The sequence below is a fragment of the Streptomyces malaysiensis subsp. malaysiensis genome (assembly GCF_040653035.1).
Classification (GTDB): Bacteria; Actinomycetota; Actinomycetes; order Streptomycetales; family Streptomycetaceae; genus Streptomyces; species Streptomyces malaysiensis.
Window position 1 is genome coordinate 270,724 of the sequence record NZ_JBEZNG010000002.1, and the last position, 16,078, is coordinate 286,801.

Genomic DNA, 16,078 nt, shown 5'->3' on the forward strand with positions numbered 1-16,078 from the left:
GGGGCTTGGCGGTCAGCTCGTCAGCACGGCGTCCTCCCCGAGGCGGCGGCATTGCCCATGTGTGTTTCCCGGCGGGCAGGCCGCTTCTCGTGGTCCTCCTGGAAGGTCTCCCAGCGCACTCCGGGAAGTCCGCGCCTGGCGATCAGCCACTCGGCGATCACGATGTTGATCAACCAGCCGAGCCACGGCGCGATGGTGTGGATGTATCGGCCATGACTCTCCTTGGGGCCAGTGCGCAGCACGGGTATGGGCGGGAGTCGCTGTGCTGAGCCGGGTGACCGGGAAAGTGAGTCGGCCGTCGGCACAGCGGTGCGTGGCGGGCGCCGCCGATGACCGGCGGGCCTGGGTGGGCCGTACCGGCGGCACGGCCGGGAAGCCCGAAGCTCCAAGGAGCGGATCGCGGACGCCGCGGGGCTTGCCCGCGTCACCGTCCACCGCCGGTTCGCCTCGCGCACCGCCCTTCTGGACGCCCTGGCCGAGCAGCTGACTCAGCGGTATCTGCTCGGACTGGCGGAAGCACGGGTGGAGACCGCGCCACCCCTCGTCGCGCTGCACCGCCTCACGGAGATCGTCTTCGACCTCAAGCTCAGCCACCGCTTCGCCGTCCAGCTCTCCGCGGCCATCACGCCGGCGGTCCTGGACGGTCTCGACCTGCTCTTCGCTCGTCTGCGAGACGCAGGAGCGATAACCGCGGCGGATCCGGTCTGGGGCCGTCAGGTCTATCTGGCCCTTCTGCACGAGGTCCACGACCTGCCCGCGGGGTCTCCCACCCTGGCCTCCCCAGGCGCCGGAGACGAGGTCGAGGCAAAGGTCAACCTGCTCGTCCGAACCGTGGTCGGCGCGCTGGGCGGCAGCGATCCCCACTCTTGACGGCCATCACGGCGGGGAATTCCCGCCGGCACATCGCGGTCTCCGGCGTTCCCCCGGTGCGGCAGGGGGATATCACCAGCGAAGAGCCGGGGGCCAGTCGGAGCGCGCCACATCGGTTACACCTCTAGCGTGCCGACCTATGACCACGCCGTACCGAATGAACCGGATCGACGCCACGCGCCGGAGCATGCTCGCGCTCGGCACCGCCGCGGCGGCCACACCGTGGCTGGGTGCCGCCCCCGCCCAGGCCCGCCCCGCCACCGGGAGCCTGGACGAGCTGGGCATCGCCGAACTACGCGAGCGGATGGACGAAGGGCGGCTCGACGCCGAACGGCTGACGCGCTATTACCTCGATCGGATCGAACGCATCGATCCACTCCTGCGTGCGGTGATCGAGGTCAATCCCGAGGCGCTGCGGGAGGCCCGGCGCCTGGATGCCGGACGACGTCGCCGCGGGCCCCTCCACGGCATGCCCGTGCTGCTGAAGGACCTGGTGGAAACCGCGGACCGCATGCACACGACCGCCGGATCCCTCGCCCTGGAGGGCCTCCGGCCGGCAAGGGACGCGACGGTCGCCGCCAGGTTGCGCGCGGCCGGTGCCGTCATCCTCGGCAAGACCAATCTGAGCGAGTGGGCCGGTGGGATGTCGCTCACCCACCACGCCGGCTGGAGCGCCCGCGGTGGGCAGACCCGGAACCCGTACAAGCTGGATCGGTCTCCGAACGAGTCCAGCTCCGGTACGGCGGCCGCCACCGCGGCCAACCTGTGCGTCGCCGGGATCGGTACCGAGACCAACGGTTCGATCATCGACCCCGCCTCGGCGAACTGCGTCGTCGGGGTGAAGCCGACCGTTGGACTGGTCGGGCGCGGCGGAGTGATCCCCGGCGTGCCCAGCCAGGACAGCGTCGGCCCGATCGCGCGCACGGTCCGCGACGCCGCGATCCTGCTCGGCGTCCTGGTCGGCATCGACGACCGTGATCCGGCGACCGAGGCGAGCCGTGGCCACTTCCACCGTGACTACACCCGCTTCCTCGATGCCGATGGACTGCGCGGCGCGCGAATCGGCATACCGCGAGCCGTGTACTTCGGCTACAGCGACCACGCCGACGAGATCGCGGAGCAGGCGATCGCCACGCTGCGCGCCGCCGGCGCGACCGTGGTCGACCCGGCCGACATCCCGACGGCCGAGCAGCTCGAGGACCTCCCCAGCTCGAAGATCGTTCAGGTGTACGAGATCAAGCGTGCGCTGAACGCCTATCTGGCCGGCGCCCCCGGCGACCACCCGCGCGGCCTGGCGGAGCTGATCGCGTTCAACCGCGCACACGCCGACCGCGAGCTCCGCTATGTACGGCAGGACGGGCTGGAGGCGGTGCACCAGCTGGACTTCACCGAGAGCGAGTACCGCGAGGCGCTGGCCACCAACCACCGGCTGTCGCGCGCCGAAGGCATCGACGCGGTGCTACGGCGCTTCCGCCTCGATGCGTTGGTGATGCCGACCACCGGACCACCGGCCAAGATCGACCTGGTCCGCGGGGACAGCTACGGCGGCGGCGCGTCCACGCCCGCCGCACTCGCCGGATACCCCGCGATCAGCGTCCCGGCCGGCTTCGCCTTCGGCTTGCCGGTCGGCCTGACGTTCATGGGCACGGCGTGGAGCGAGCCGACCCTGCTCCGCCTGGCCTACGCCTACGAGCAGGCCGGCCGGGTCCGCAGAGCGCCGACATACCGCCCCGCCGATGTGGGCTTATGACCCCGTGCCGTTCGCAACGTCGTCAGAGCCTTCAGGTCGTCAGAGCCTTCAGACCGGGCGCGGCCGGGCCGGTCCCGGGCAGCGGCCGAGAGGGTACTCAGTGCCCTGGCGGGGGCCTCAGTCGCTATGGGCGACCGGCTCAGGAGCGGCGTCGAGCGCGTCGAGCACCGCGTCGCCGTTCGCCCTCGCCCACTCGGTCAGCATATGGATCGGATCGATCAGCGTCGCCCCGAGCGGGGTGAGCTCGTACTCGACGCGGGGCGGCACCTCGGCGTAGGCGTGGCGGCGGATGAGTCCGTGCGCCTCGAGCCGTCGGAGCGTCTGGGTGAGCATCTTGCGGGAGATGCCGCCGATCAGCTCGATCAGCTCGCCATGGCGCACCGGGCCCTGGCTGAGGCCGTAGAGCACGACCACCGTCCACTTGTCGGCGATCAGCTCGACCGCCAGACGCGCCGGGCAGTCGGCGAGAAAGGGCCCACCGGGACCGAAACCGCTCATGGCGCCAAAGGTACCTGCTGGTTCCGATAGGTACCTGCCGGTTCCTATCGGAAACATAGCCTGGGTGCTCTCCCCATCCAGAGCCAGGAGAGTCATGCGAGTCATCACCCAGCAGAGGCTCGGCGGTCCCGAGGTGCTCACCATCGTGGACGCGCCCGAGCCCCAGCCCCTCCCGACCGAGGTTCTCGTCCGTGTCAAGGCGATCGGGCTGAACCCGCTGGAGGCGCTTGTGCGCGCCGGCGAGTTCCCCCCGCTGCTCGGTCGGCCGCCGTTCGTCCTCGGCTGGGACATCAGCGGCGTGGTCGAGGAGGGGTCGCTGACGTATCGGTTCAGGCCCGGCGACGAGGTGTTCGGGATGCCGCTGTTCCCGCGGGCGGCGAGCGCGTACGCGGAAGTCGTGTCGGCGCCGGCGTTGCACCTGGTACGCAAGCCGGCATCACTCTCGCACGTCGAGGCGGCGGCGCTGCCGGTCGTCGGGCTGACGGCGTGGCAGGGCCTCGTCGACCTCGGCGGCGTGAGGGAGGGCGACCGCGTCCTGGTCCACGGCGGTGGTGGCGGAGTCGGCCATGTCGCGGTCCAGATCGCCAAAGCGCTCGGCGCGCACGTGATCGCGACCGCCAGTGGGAGCAAGCGGACGTTCGTCGAGGGGTTCGGCGCCGACGAGGTGATCGACTACACGGAGGTCGACTTCACCGAGGCGGTCCGCGATATCGACGTCGTGCTCGACACGATCGGCGGCGACACCGTCGAGCGGTCGCTCGACGTGCTTCGGCCGGGCGGTCACCTGGTGACGGCGGTCGCCGAGGGGGATACGAAGCTCGTCGCCAAGTACGAGGCGGCCGGCATGCGCTTCAGCGGTATCGCGGTCGACCCCGATCCGGTCGCCCTGCGCGGTCTCGTCGAACTCGTCGAACAGGGCAGGCTTCGGGTCCATGTGCAGGAGACGTTCCCGTTCGAGCGCGTCGCCGACGCGCACCGGATGCTCGACGGCGGTCACCTCCAGGGCAAGCTCGTCCTGACCGTCTGATCCCGCCGTGGGGCCTTGCGTGAGCGGGGCCCCACTGATGAATGGCTGGTGATCTGCCGCCCGCGGCGCCCCGACAGGCGTTGATGAGACGAGAGATCCGCGAGCTCGGCTCCTCATGCGGCGAGGGATGTCAGCGGTCGCCCTCAAGGACGTGGCCACCGAGCCTCCCGGAGCGGCGGGCCCCGGCCACCGCACAATGGGTCCCATGGCCCATGTTCCGATCGCCCGCCATCTCCTGCGCGCCAGGGATCTCGCGGACGCCCGCTACTCGCAGGCACTCACGGTGGCCGACATGGCCGCGGCCGCCGCGCTGTCCCCCGCCCACTTCAGCCGCAGCTTCAAAGCCGCGTTCGGCGAGTCGCCGCACCAGTACCTGCTCACCCGTCGCCTCGAGCGGGCCGCCGCCCTGCTGCTCGCCACCGACTGGACCACGGCCGCGATCGGCGTCGCCGTCGGTGTGCACAGCATCGGGTCGTTCACGACGAGCTTCCGCAGAATGTACGGGATGACCCCGCAGGCGTACCGTGCGGCGCACCCGCCCGCCGCACGGCATGTACGCATCCCCCGCTGTGTGGCGATGACCTACGGACGGCCGCGGAACCGCACGTTTCGAGAAGACACGGCCTCGCCGACTGCTTAGCGTCGACTCCAGGCAACCGGCCAAGGAGCGACGAGGAGCGACCATGACGACGATCAAGATCGCGAATGCGCAGTTCTGGGTGCACGATCAGAACGAGGCGCTCGACTTCTACACCAAGAAACTCGGCTGGGAGGTCCGGGCGGACGTGACCATGGAGGCATGGAACTTCCGGTGGCTGTGCGTCGCCCCGCCCGGCGGGGGCCCGGCGCTGGTGCTGATGCCGGTGCCGGGGCAGCCGATGCTCGACGAGGCCAGCAGCGCCCAGCTGTCGGAGCTGGTGGCCAAGGGCGCGGGCGGCACGCTGTTCCTGGAGACCGACGACTGCCATGCCTCCTACAACGAGCTGTCCGCCCGTGGCGTGGAGTTCAACGACCCGCCGACGGCGCAGCCGTACGGGATCGACACGTCCTTCCGGGACCCGTCGGGCAACAACATCCGGCTCACGCAGGTGCTGGAGTTCGACCCGAATCGGCACTGATCCGTATCGGCAGTGACCGGCACCCGCCGATGTCATGGGGTTCCCTCGTCACGTGAGGAACACAGAGCGTGGTCCACGAGGGTGGCGACATCCCGGAGCTGTCGCGCCTCGGTGTTCTCATCGCCCGGTCGGCTGTGCAGCGATACGGTGACGGCGCTTCGCCCGTCGGAGGCGGGCCACGCCGTATAGCCGAATCCATTGCCGCTGTGTCCCCAGTACCCGCCGCCGCAGGACAGTGGGGTCCACTCGAGGCCGAGGCCATAGCGCGTGCCCGGCGGGGCACCGTGGTCGGCGGGTACTTCGACCGTGCGCCGCATCTCAGCCAGCTGGGCAGGGGCCAGGAGCTCGCCGGCCGCCAGCGCGGTGAAGAACCTGTTGGTGTCCTCCGCCGTGCTGATCATCGACCCGTCGGCGTCACCGTCGAAAGGCAGGTAGGCGATCGTGGTGTCGGTCATGGCACCACCCGGCTCGAACTGCTGGTAATCGCGGGCGTGCGGGCGGGGAAGGAACGGCCGGTTGCCGGGGGTGAGCGTGTGCGCGAGCCGCAGCGGACGCACGATCCTGCTCTGGACCTCCTGTGCCCAGGAATGGCCCGTGACCGCTTTGATCACCATGCCCACGAGGATGTAGTTGGTGTTGGAGTACTCCCAGCCGGCACCGGGTTCGAAGGACGGCGGGTGCCGCATGGCGAAGGCAACGCGTTCCTCGGAGCTATGGGTGGTCCGGCGATTCTTGTGATACCCGGCTGTGCTGAGGTCCGGGACGACGTCACTGATGTAGTCGGGCAGCCCGCTGGTGTGCTGGAGGAGTTGGCGCAGGGTGATCCGGCGCCCGTCGTTGCCCTTGCCGTCGACGACACCCGGCAGCCATCTGTCCACCGGGTCCTCCAGCGACAGCCGCCCTTCACCGGCGAGTTGGAGCAGCACGGTCGCCACAAACGTCTTCGTGGTGCTGCCGATCCGCATATACCCGTTTCGAGGCACTGGCCGCGCGGTGCTGAGGTCACCGACCCCGCTGCGGGCTGTTCGCACTCCCCGGGGCGTTTCCACGGTCGCCGACACCCCCGTGACACCATCGTCATGAAGCGCATCGGTGTCCCGTTGCAGCTGGGACGTTCCACCCGGCGGGGTGCGGGCGGTGGCCGCGAAACCGGCCCCCGCCGGGCCGAGTGTGACGAGGGACGCGACAGCGACGACGGTCACTGTCCGGCACATGGTCCTGCGACGAGTCATCGACATAACGGCCCAGCGTAGAAATGGGCATGCCGGACAACCATCCGGCCAGCCCGAGGGCTCAACGTCGGGTTTTCCACAGTGCCCTTCCCGGACCGGCGGTCTCGCAGGGGTGAATCCACATGGCCAGGTTGGCGCCTTCGCCGTCCGGGACCGAGCGCGGGACTGTCACCCACTCGATACGGATACCGCCGCCCGTCCTGAACTCCACGGCAGCGCTTGATATAACCAGGTCAGCAAGCGCGTAAGGGCCGACTATGTATGCGGCGTGGGGGACGCCCAGTTGGCCAGGAGCGGCAGTTGATGAAGCCGACAGGAGAGATCGTGCCGTGTGACTTTCGCCTGACTCCGGGGCGACTGGCAGCCCTTGCCTGCACGTCCGTCATCGTCCTCACAGGCTGCGGCAGCGGCGACGACGACTCCGAGACTCGGAAACCGACCGCCAACGCCGGACTCATACCCGTCACCCAAGCCTGCGATGGCCTGTTCGACGAAGCCATCGCGAAGGAAGCCCGGAAGCCGAACGGACCCAGCAAGGTCTATCCGGTCAAGACCGACCCCACCAGTCACACCGCGAAGGCCCTGCGGGAGGAGCCGGCCAGGAGAGGCGCGCCCGAGCACCTCTGCACCTTGACGGACAAGGCCGATGGCGCAGAGCTGCTCGCCATCACTGTGGCGTGGGTTCCGCACTCGCCCCCGTCGGCCCGGTCGGTGCACTACACGACCACCACCGGTCCGCAGAACGCCGGCAGCCTCCTCGTCACATGTGACACGGATGGCGGCAGCGGGACGGAATCGGGAGGGGGCCGTTCCCTGGAGTTCAACATGCGCGACTACTTCACCCTCAGCGACCACTCTCACGCCAAACTGCTCATCGCCTCAGCGAAGAAGGTAACGTCCCAGTTGAACTGCCGGGAGGACCCCGAATACCCGAATCCGAAGGATGTGGCACCGCCACCGGATCCGAGGCTGCGATAGCGCGTACAACGATCACACCGATCAGCCCGGAGCGAGAACCGGCCGCGGGAACGCTCCGGTCCCTCACCACAGCAACGAACGCTCTCGCGGGAGCGATGAGTTTGGGCGGCGGATCGGGTCTGCCCTGGCATGACACGAATCATCGCCGACATCTCGGTCTCCCTCGACGGCTTCGTCACCGGGCCCGACCCCGGCCCCGACAACGGTCTGGGCACCGGCGGCGAAGCCCTGCACACCTGGGCGTTCTCCGACGATCCCGACGACCGCCGGGTCCTGCGCGAGGCGACCGCCCGCTCCGGCGCGGTCGTCCTCGGCCGCCGGCTCTTCGACCTGGTCGACGGGCCGAACGGCTGGAACGACACCACCGGCTACGGAGCCGCCGAGGTCGGCAAACCGGCCTTCGTCGTCGTCACGAGCTCACCACCGGAATCAGTGCGGCTCACCGACCTCGACTGGACCTTCGTCACCACCGGACTGCCCGACGCCATCACCACGGCTCGCGAACGCGCCCAGGCGGCATCGTCCGCCAGCGGCAAGAACCTCGACGTCGTCCTCATGGGCGGCGGCGCAACGGTCGCCTCGGCGCTGGACGCCGGGCTGGCCGACGCGCTGTCACTCCACCTCGCGCCCGTCATCCTGGGCGCCGGGACACCGCTGTTCACCGGCACGGCGCGGCACACACTGGTACAGCGCAGCGTGACCCCGACATCGACAGCGACGCACCTGACCTACGACATCCTCTGACGGTGCTCTCAAGCCCCCCTACCTGCCCAACCCTGCCCGCCTTGGGAGGGCAACGTCATGCCTGGCCATGCGCCATCAGGGCCATGTGAGGCAACATCAATACGCCGTCCGGACCGGCGAACTCCACACACAGCGACTGGAAACGATCCTTGATTACCGCGATGACCGCCGGATCCTGACTCGCCACGATCTGCCCGATCGTCGCCACTCCGGCGGCCGGCCCGCTCCACCACTCCTCGGCAGTGGTCCGATGGTCCCAGGACAGGGTCTCGCAGACGACATCCATCAGACCCGTCTCGCCCAGCAACGCGGCAAAACCCTGTTCAGTGCGCGGGAAGTCCTCCTCTGGCGCAAGAGTCGGCAGGTGAGCGGGACGGGTGACGCCCGCCGCCTGAACAGCCCTGCCCAGCAGGGCCTGCCCCGAGGCCGCGGGTACCCCCCAGATGGTGGCGGCTATCCGCCCGCCAGGCCGCGTCACCCGGCGCAGTTCCCTCAGGGCCTCCCGGGGCCGTCCGACATGGTTGAGGACGAAGTTGCCGACCACGGCGTCGAACTCGTCGTCGGCGAACGGCAGGCGAGGCAGGGCAGCGACCCGCACGTCAGCTCCCGGGGCCGCCGGCGCCGCCCGGGCGACCATGCCGGGTTCGGCGTCCACCGCTGTCACCTTCGCTCCCCGCTCACACGCGGCCGCGGCCGCAGTACCGGTGCCCGTCCCCACATCGAGGACCCGTGCGCCCCTTCCGACTCCGGCAGCGTCGAGGAGCCCGGGCACCGGATACGCACAGAGTTTGGCAAAGCTCACGGCATAGGCATCAGCCTGCCCCGCCCACGCCCGCCGCTCGGACTCGTCAAACGCCGTCCGCACTACCAGTCCCCTCCCTGGAACAACCGCCACCGCCACAACAACACGGCAGGCCCTGACGCTAACGCACACCGCCGAACCGCCGGTCGAGTGCGGCGCCGACGTCGGGGCAGTTGCTGCGGACCGTGTCGAGGAAGGCGTCCAGTACCGGGGAGCGGTGCCGGTCGGCGAAGGAGAGGACCAGGTCGGGCAGTGCCGTGCGCGGGGTCACTTCGCAGAACCAGATGCCTGGGCGGGGGGCCGCCAGCATGCGGGAGGGCCCGAGGCCCACGCCGACCCCGCAGGCGGCCAGGCCGATGATCGTGTGCACGTCCCTGGCGACGGTCGCACCGTCCAGCGCGGCGGCGTCCTCGCCGAGCAGGGTGCGCAGTCCGGCGGCGACCGCGGGCTCGTCCTCCCCTGGGGCCACGATCAGCGGCTGCCGCCGCAGTTGGTTCACGCTCACCGACGCCTGGCCCGCGTAGGGGTGTGCGCTGCTGACGACGGCGATGAGGTGGTCGTGCCCGACCGGGACGGACACCAGGTGCTCGGCCCCGGCGCCCCGTGGCGATCCGAGGGTGATGGCCACGTCCAGTTCTCCGGCCAGGAGGGCGGTGGCGCTGCGGCCCGATGCCATCTCGTGCAGCTCCAGCCGTACATCGGGCCGCTCGCGGCCGAATCGGCCCAGGACGTCCGGCAGCGGGTCGAGCAGCGCGGAGGCGATGAACCCCAGGCGCAGCCGGCCCGTCTCACCGCGCGCCGCCCGGCCGGCGTCGACCGTGGCCGCCGCCATTTCCTCCAGCGCCCGCCGCGCCCGGCTGAGGAATGCCTCGCCCGCGGCGGTCGGGAACACGCCCTGGCGCGTACGGTCGAACAGCCGGGCCCCGGTCTCGCGCTCCAGATCGGCGATCTGTTTGGACAGCGGGGGCTGCGCGATGCCCAGCGCGTGGGCCGCCCTGCCGAAGTGTCCGTGCTCGGCGAGGGCGAGCGCGTACCGCAGATGCCGCGCCTCCATGACCAGCCCTTCCATACCCGAGAAGTATCGCCACCCAGCCTGTCACATCTTTCAGTGGATGACGCTGCCGTCGCCGACTGGGATGGGAGCCATGACGCCCTCCCTGAACACCGATGTGAACAACACGGTCTCCGTTCTCGTCCACGGCGCCGATGCCAGTGCCGATGCCGATGCCGGTGCCGGTGCCGCGAGTGGGGCCGGCGACCTGTACCGGCACGGCTTCGGCACTCCCCCGCCCGGCGGATACCCGCTGTCCGGCCGGCCCGGTCCGCTGACCGGGAGGTCGTGGCTCGCCGGGGCGCTGGTCCGGTGAACGGCGGTCGGTTCCTGCTGCCGGTGGTGCTGAGTGCGACCTTCGTGCAGCTGCTCAACGTCACGATCGGGCAGATCGCCGCTCCGGCCATCCAGTCCGGCCTGGGCGCGGGCCCCGGCGCGGTGCAGCTCGTCCTGGCCGGGTACACCCTGGCGTACGCGTGTCTGCTCATCACCGCCGCACGGCTGGGCGACCGCTACGGTTACCGGCGGCTGTTCGTGCTGGGCACCGCGGTGTTCACGGTCGGCTCGCTGACCTGTGCCGCCGCGCCCGGCGCCGGATGGCTGGTCGCGGCCCGGCTGGTGCAGGGCGCGGGCAGTGGCCTGGTCGCCCCGCAGGTGCTCTCGCTCATCCGCACCGGCATCTCCCCCGAGCGTCGCCCACGGGCCCTCGCCCTCTACGGCGCGACGATGGGCGTGGCCTCACTGGCCGGACCGCTCGTCGGTGGACTTCTCCTCGGCGCCGACCTCTTCGGCCTCGGCTGGCGTGCGGTCTTCCTGGTCACGGTGCCGGTGGCGGTTGTCTCGCTGGCGGGGGCCGCCCTGCTGCCCCGTACGCGCGGTGCGGACGGGCAGCGCGTGGACTGGGCCGGGTCGGCTCTGACCACCACTGGCTTCGGCGCGCTGGTGCTGCCGTGCGCGCTGGGCCGGGAGGCCGGCTGGCCCTGGTGGACATGGGCCTCCTTCGCCGTGGCCGCGGCGACCCTCACCTGCTTCGTCCTCACCCTCCGGCGCCGGCCGGCCCCTCTGGTTCACCCGTCGGTCCTGCGAGACGGAACCGCGCGGCGGGGCGTGCTGCTGGTGTTCGTGTTCAACGCCGGGGTGCCGTCGTTCACGTACCTGCTGTTCCTGCACTTGCAGTCCGCCCTCGGGTATCCGGTGCTGTCCGCCGCGCTGGTGTCGGCGCCGTTCGCCGCCGCGGCCGTCCTGGGCAGCCATGCCGCTCCGGCACTCTCCCGCCGGCTGGGTCCGACGGTGCTGACGGCCGCGGCGCTGGTCCTGGCGGGTATGGCCCTGGCGCTCGCGCGGCTCATCGGCACCGGGCCCGGGCGCCTGGCGGCCTTGCCGGTGCTGGCGGCCGGGGGCGCGGCGTTCGGCCTGTTCACAGCCGCGGTGTTCGCTCTGGTGCTGGCGGGTGTGCGGGGCCCCGCGGCGGGCTCGGTCTCCGGCCTGCTGCCCACGGCCCAGCAACTCGGTGGCTCGCTCGGGGTGACGACGGCCGGGCTGGCCTACTTCGCGCCGGCGGATGGTGCGAACGCGGCGTTCGGTCACGCCATGGCCTACGAGGCCGCGGTCTTCGTCCTCACGGCGTTGATCGCGCTCCCGCTGCGACGGACCGGCTCGGGGCCGGTGCGATCCCGGCCAGGACCACCTTCCAAGACGCACGGCTGGACCGCCTGACACAGCCCCGCTCGGGCCGGGTGTTCCGCTCCATCCACGCCGGGTTCGGCCGTCATGGCGGGCGAACGAGTGCCGCCGCCGGATTGCCACGCCATCGGGCGTGCGCCGGGATGTGTTCGCCCTTCATCAAGAACGCGTCGGCGTCGAGGCGGGCGTGGTCCTCGACGACCACGCCGTAGTGCACAAAGGCGCTGGTACCGATCGTGCAGCCGTCGCCGATCGCGATGTGGTCGGACTTGAAGACGCCTTCTTCGAGGGAGTGCGCCTGGAGGATGCTGCCTGCGTTCAGGACGCAGTCGTCGCCGATCCGGGTGAGGGTGCGCTCCAGGATCCGGCATCCGTCGTCGAAGACCCGGTGTCCCATGCGGACGCCGAGCATCCGCCAGACAAGGGGTTTGACGGGGGTGCCGTTGAAGAGGAGCAGATAGACGATGGACGGCACCTTCCAGTACCGCTCGTGCCGCCAGAAGGACCGCTCATAGACGGAGCAGAAGCGCGGCCGCAGGGCGTGGAAGCCCACTACGGCCCGTTCCACGAGGACGAAGAACCCGACCGTGAAGGCGAGTTCGAGCAGGGCCGTACCGACCGTCTCCGGCCAGTACAGCGCGCCATTGCCCGCCAGCGGCAACATCGCGATCAGCAGCAGGCCGCAGACGTACAGGCACCGCACCGCGAGGAACAGGGCCGTGGTCACGGCGTTGTGGCGGTTCTTGGCCGCGAGGCGGTGCCGCAGCTCGGGCCCGGTGCCGAGGTGGTCGAAGCGGTGGTCGCGCTCGACCGACCGCGGGATCTCGATGGGGGGCGAGCCGAGCAGTCCGGTGTTCTCCCTGACCGGACCGCTGACCGGGATCATGACCTTGGTGGCCAGCAGACAGTTGTCGCCGGTCCTGCCGCCGGCCGGATAGACGATGTTGTTGCCCAGGTAGTTGTGGCGGCCGATGGCGACCGGGGCGGTACGGAAGGAGGTGCTGGAGAACTCGGTGTTCGCCACGGACAGTCCGTCGGAGACCATGGTCCCGGTGCCGACGCGGCTGAGCGCGGGGACCTCGTGCCTGAGCATCGTGCCGAAGTTGGTCCCGGTCTGCTCGACCGGCGCCAGCCGGTATCCCAGGGCCTTCAGATAGTGCGTGATCGCCGAGCTGTCGCCGAACAGGAAGATGTAGAACCGGATGTTGGCCAGCCGGGCAACGGTCCGCTGGAGCGCGAAACGCACCCCGTACAGCGGGTGGACCGTGTCGGCCGCGAGGAGGCGGGACAGCAGACGCGACAGGACCGGTACGAGGACCGAGCCCAGCAGGGCGAGGCCGAGCACCATGCCCGCCGCGATCTCCAGGCCGTCGGCGTAGTACCGCCAACTGTCCGGGCCGACCGCTCCGGTGACGGTGTGCACCAGCGCGGGCCGGGACTCCAGCAGCGCGGCGACGACCACCTCGGCCACTCCCACGGTGGCCGTGAGCACCAGCAGCATGACGACGCTGTGGCACACGCGCCGCAGACGGCCACAGCGGGCCGGCGGAACGGTGAGGTATTCGTACCCCTCCGGCGCGGGCCGGGCCGGAGAGCCGTACCAGCGCTCCCCGGCGGGCACCGACTGGCCCTCGTGCAGTGAGGAGGCATGCCCCAGCTGAGCGCCGTCGCCGAGGCGCACCCCGATGTCGAGCGTGCTGTGCTCGCCGACGAAGGCACCGGCGCCGATGGTGACCGGGCCGGTCTCGATGGCCCCGTCGCACGCCCGGTAGCCGTTGAGGAAGGACTCCTGGCGGATCACGGTGTCGGCCCCGACGGTCAGCAGGTCGGTGCATATCGGCGCCCACCGGGTGAAGACCAGGGCACGCGGCCCGATCCTGGCGCCGAGCGCCCGCAGATACAGGGTGTACAGCGGTGTGCCGACCGTCAGCCGGGCCAGCGGATTGGCTGCGATGAGGGTTCTGACGCACCAGAAGCGGACGTAGGCCAGGCTCCACAGCCGGATGCGCCGCGGCTTCCACCGCCCGACGAGGGCCCATTTGACGGCGATCGGCAGCAGGCTCGCGCCGATCAGCGCCACGGCGCCGAGGCCGACGGCGCGTTCGTAGACACCGAGCCATCCCTGCCCGCGCGCCATCCAGGACGTTCCGACGTCCAGCGCCACCGAGGCGAGGCACACGTACACCAGGAAGGCCAGGAGCTGGAGGACCGCGCACAGCGCGTACCGGAGCGTGCCGACGGCCGGAGTGGCCGAAGCGTCGGGAGCGGCCGGCCGCGGCGGTGCCGCATGCTCCGGCGACGGTTCGGCCCGCTCCGGCGGCGCGTCCCGGGCCGGAGGCGGCGCCTCGGTCAGGGCCGCGGCAAGCCGACGCACCGTGGGATGCAGATAGACGTCCTTCATCGACACCCCGGGCAGCCCGGGACATCCGCGCACCTCCGCGTTGAACCGGGCCATCAGCAGGGAGTTGGCGCCGAGGTCGTCGAAGAAGTGGCTGTCGACGGAGACCCGCTCGACCCCCAGCACCCCGGCCAGCCGCTCGGCCAGCGTCCGTTCGGCGGCGGTACGCGGAGCCGCGCCGTCACCCCGCGCGGTGTGGCGGCGCGGCCCGTCCGGCGGTGGCAGCCGGTGGCGGTCGGCCTTGCCGCTGGGCAGCATCGGTATCGAGGCGAGCTGTTCGACGTAGGCGGGGACCATATAGCCGGGCAGCCGCTCGCGCAGCTCGGCCACGGCCCGCCCCGGATCCACGGTCGCGCCCCGGCAGGTGGTGTAGTACGCGCACAGCTCCACCGTCCCCGAGGTGGTCTCCCGGTCGCTGACCACCGCCTGGGCGATCCCGGGCACGCGCAGCAGCACCGACTCGATCTCGGTCAGCTCCACCCGGTAACCGCGGATCTTGACCTGGGTGTCGATGCGCCCGTGGTGCTCGACCTCGCCGCGGGCGTTGATCCGGCCCAGATCCCCGGTGCGGTAGATCCTGCCGGACGGGTTCTGGGGGATGCCGAGGAAGTCGGGGACGAAGGTGCGTGCGGTCGCCTCGGGCCGGTTGAGATAGCCCCCGGCGAGCCCGATGCCGCCGATCGCGATCTCGCCCAACGCGCCCGGCGGCAGGACCGTGTCCCGCTCCGGGTCGAGGACGGCCACCGAGTACGTCGGCAGCGGGACGCCGATCGTCACCGGCCGCCCGGGCGCCAGCGGGGTCCAGGTCGCCGTGACGGTCGCCTCGGTCGGTCCGTAGACGTTGAGGAACCGGCGGCCGGGCCGGGACCAGCGGGTGACCAGGTCCTGCGGGCACGGCTCCCCGGAGACCAGCAGGAAGCGCAGCTCCGAGGCGTTCTCGTCCAGCGTGGCCAGCAGGGTGGGCACGCAGCACAGGGCCGAGACCCGCCGGTTTCGCAGGAAGGCGTCCAGTTCGGCGCCCAGCAGGCCGGGCCCCGCGGGCCTGGGCACCACCGTGGCACCGGCCATCCAGGGCACCCAGATCTCCTCGACGGAGAAGTCGAACGCGATGGTCATGCCCTGGTAGACCCGGTCCTGGCCGGTGATGCCGTAGACCTCCGAGGCCACCCGGACGAAGTTGCACACGGCCGCGTGGCCGACGGCCACGCCCTTGGGTCTGCCGGTGGTACCGGAGGTGTAGATGACGTAGCAGAGGTCGTCGGCCGGTTCCCCGACGGCCGGGGGGCCGAGCCGACCGGGCAACTGCTCGGCCACCCTCGCCCGCACCCGGTCCAGGTGCAGGACGTCGACGCTGTCCGGGAGCCGCCCCGTCCGCCCGGCGAGCCGGGAGTGCGACAGGAGCAGGCGCACCGAGGCGTCGGAGACGATGGAGGACAGCCGGTCCGGCGGAAACCCCATGTCCAGCGGCACGTACACCGCGTGTGCCTTCAGCACGGCCAGCATCCCGGTGTAGGCGTCCACCGGCTCGTCGAGCAGCAGCCCGACGCGGTCCCCGGGCCGCACCCCCTCGGCGAGCAGGAGACGCGCGAGCCGGTTGGCCCGCTCGTCCAGCTGCGCGTACGTCAGGGCGATGTCACCGGCGTCCACCGCGAGCCGGTCCCCGTCACCTCGCGCGCGCAGCCGGTCACAGCGCTCCTCGAACAGCCGCTCCAGCCGTTCGCCGTCCCGCCACCGGACCGAACCGTCCCAGTCGGCGCAGGCGAGCAGCCCGTCCGGACTCCTCCGCGACCTCGGCGCCCACGCGTGCGACGGCTCTCGCGTTCCCGTTCCGTGCCGGCTGCCACCAGGCGTCATACCGTGCCACCTCCCTGGCACCGCTGACCCCCTCCAGGGGCTTTCTCCCCGAACCGCCCTCTTGTCTCCAGTA

Annotated in this window: 15 protein-coding genes; 9 read left to right on the forward strand and 6 right to left on the reverse strand. The window is 71.1% G+C overall.

Annotated elements, in window-relative coordinates:
- Positions 1-20: 20 nt before the first annotated feature.
- Positions 21-242 carry a hypothetical protein gene (locus AB0E24_RS05405; protein ID WP_359375282.1) on the reverse strand — a complete coding sequence of 74 codons (222 nt, stop codon included), beginning with the start codon at positions 240-242 and terminating at the stop codon, positions 21-23.
- A gap of 280 nt (positions 243-522) precedes the next feature.
- On the opposite strand from AB0E24_RS05405, the gene AB0E24_RS05410 reads away from it, so the two are divergent.
- Both AB0E24_RS05410 and AB0E24_RS05415 read left to right on the forward strand, forming a co-directional pair.
- Complete coding sequence (locus AB0E24_RS05410; protein WP_359374996.1) at positions 523-870, forward strand: hypothetical protein; 348 nt, start codon at positions 523-525, stop codon at positions 868-870.
- A 157-nt stretch (positions 871-1,027) separates the two neighbouring features.
- Entirely contained in the window at positions 1,028-2,620 is a 1,593-nt protein-coding gene (locus AB0E24_RS05415; RefSeq protein WP_359375258.1) for an amidase, read from the forward strand.
- Between the two features lie 117 nt (positions 2,621-2,737).
- On the opposite strand, the gene AB0E24_RS05420 is transcribed toward AB0E24_RS05415, so the two are convergent.
- Positions 2,738-3,118, reverse strand: a complete 381-nt coding sequence (locus AB0E24_RS05420; RefSeq protein WP_069869417.1) for a winged helix-turn-helix transcriptional regulator — start codon at positions 3,116-3,118, stop codon at positions 2,738-2,740.
- Positions 3,119-3,212: 94 nt separating this feature from the next.
- Between AB0E24_RS05420 and AB0E24_RS05425 the strand changes: the two genes are divergently transcribed.
- The 3 genes from AB0E24_RS05425 to AB0E24_RS05435 all read left to right on the forward strand — a co-directional run bounded on the left by AB0E24_RS05425 (position 3,213) and on the right by AB0E24_RS05435 (position 5,263).
- Positions 3,213-4,145, forward strand: coding sequence for an NADP-dependent oxidoreductase (locus AB0E24_RS05425; RefSeq protein ID WP_100808636.1), 933 nt, complete (start codon positions 3,213-3,215; stop codon positions 4,143-4,145).
- A 205-nt stretch (positions 4,146-4,350) separates the two neighbouring features.
- Positions 4,351-4,785, forward strand: a complete 435-nt coding sequence (locus AB0E24_RS05430) for a helix-turn-helix domain-containing protein (RefSeq protein WP_167746815.1) — start codon at positions 4,351-4,353, stop codon at positions 4,783-4,785.
- A 43-nt stretch (positions 4,786-4,828) separates the two neighbouring features.
- A complete protein-coding gene (locus tag AB0E24_RS05435) occupies positions 4,829-5,263 on the forward strand; it encodes a VOC family protein (protein WP_206331117.1) in 435 nt (144 codons plus the stop codon).
- Positions 5,264-5,295: 32 nt separating this feature from the next.
- Here the strand turns inward: AB0E24_RS05435 and AB0E24_RS05440 are convergent, their stop codons facing one another.
- Positions 5,296-6,501 (reverse strand): serine hydrolase domain-containing protein, encoded by a 1,206-nt coding sequence (locus AB0E24_RS05440; protein ID WP_435865246.1) that lies wholly within the window; start codon positions 6,499-6,501, stop codon positions 5,296-5,298.
- 294 nt (positions 6,502-6,795) lie between these two features.
- Between AB0E24_RS05440 and AB0E24_RS05445 the strand changes: the two genes are divergently transcribed.
- Both AB0E24_RS05445 and AB0E24_RS05450 read left to right on the forward strand, forming a co-directional pair.
- Positions 6,796-7,473 (forward strand): hypothetical protein, encoded by a 678-nt coding sequence (locus AB0E24_RS05445; RefSeq protein ID WP_359374997.1) that lies wholly within the window; start codon positions 6,796-6,798, stop codon positions 7,471-7,473.
- 129 nt (positions 7,474-7,602) lie between these two features.
- Positions 7,603-8,217, forward strand: a complete 615-nt coding sequence (locus tag AB0E24_RS05450) for a dihydrofolate reductase family protein (RefSeq protein WP_347236981.1) — start codon at positions 7,603-7,605, stop codon at positions 8,215-8,217.
- A 55-nt stretch (positions 8,218-8,272) separates the two neighbouring features.
- On the opposite strand, the gene AB0E24_RS05455 is transcribed toward AB0E24_RS05450, so the two are convergent.
- Both AB0E24_RS05455 and AB0E24_RS05460 read right to left on the reverse strand, forming a co-directional pair.
- Positions 8,273-9,088 carry a class I SAM-dependent methyltransferase gene (locus AB0E24_RS05455; RefSeq protein WP_359375262.1) on the reverse strand — a complete coding sequence of 272 codons (816 nt, stop codon included), beginning with the start codon at positions 9,086-9,088 and terminating at the stop codon, positions 8,273-8,275.
- Between the two features lie 52 nt (positions 9,089-9,140).
- Positions 9,141-10,073: a LysR family transcriptional regulator gene (locus tag AB0E24_RS05460; RefSeq protein WP_359375264.1), complete on the reverse strand. Its 933-nt coding sequence runs from the start codon at positions 10,071-10,073 to the stop codon at positions 9,141-9,143.
- A 91-nt stretch (positions 10,074-10,164) separates the two neighbouring features.
- Between AB0E24_RS05460 and AB0E24_RS05465 the strand changes: the two genes are divergently transcribed.
- Complete coding sequence (locus tag AB0E24_RS05465; RefSeq protein ID WP_359374998.1) at positions 10,165-10,386, forward strand: hypothetical protein; 222 nt, start codon at positions 10,165-10,167, stop codon at positions 10,384-10,386.
- The gene (locus AB0E24_RS05470; protein WP_359374999.1) at positions 10,383-11,786 is read left to right on the forward strand and encodes an MFS transporter; all 1,404 of its coding nucleotides are present in this window, start codon (positions 10,383-10,385) and stop codon (positions 11,784-11,786) included. Before AB0E24_RS05465 ends, AB0E24_RS05470 begins: the two co-directional genes overlap by 4 nt.
- A gap of 52 nt (positions 11,787-11,838) precedes the next feature.
- Here the strand turns inward: AB0E24_RS05470 and AB0E24_RS05475 are convergent, their stop codons facing one another.
- A complete protein-coding gene (locus AB0E24_RS05475; protein ID WP_359375000.1) occupies positions 11,839-16,005 on the reverse strand; it encodes a Pls/PosA family non-ribosomal peptide synthetase in 4,167 nt (1,388 codons plus the stop codon).
- Positions 16,006-16,078 lie beyond the last annotated feature (73 nt).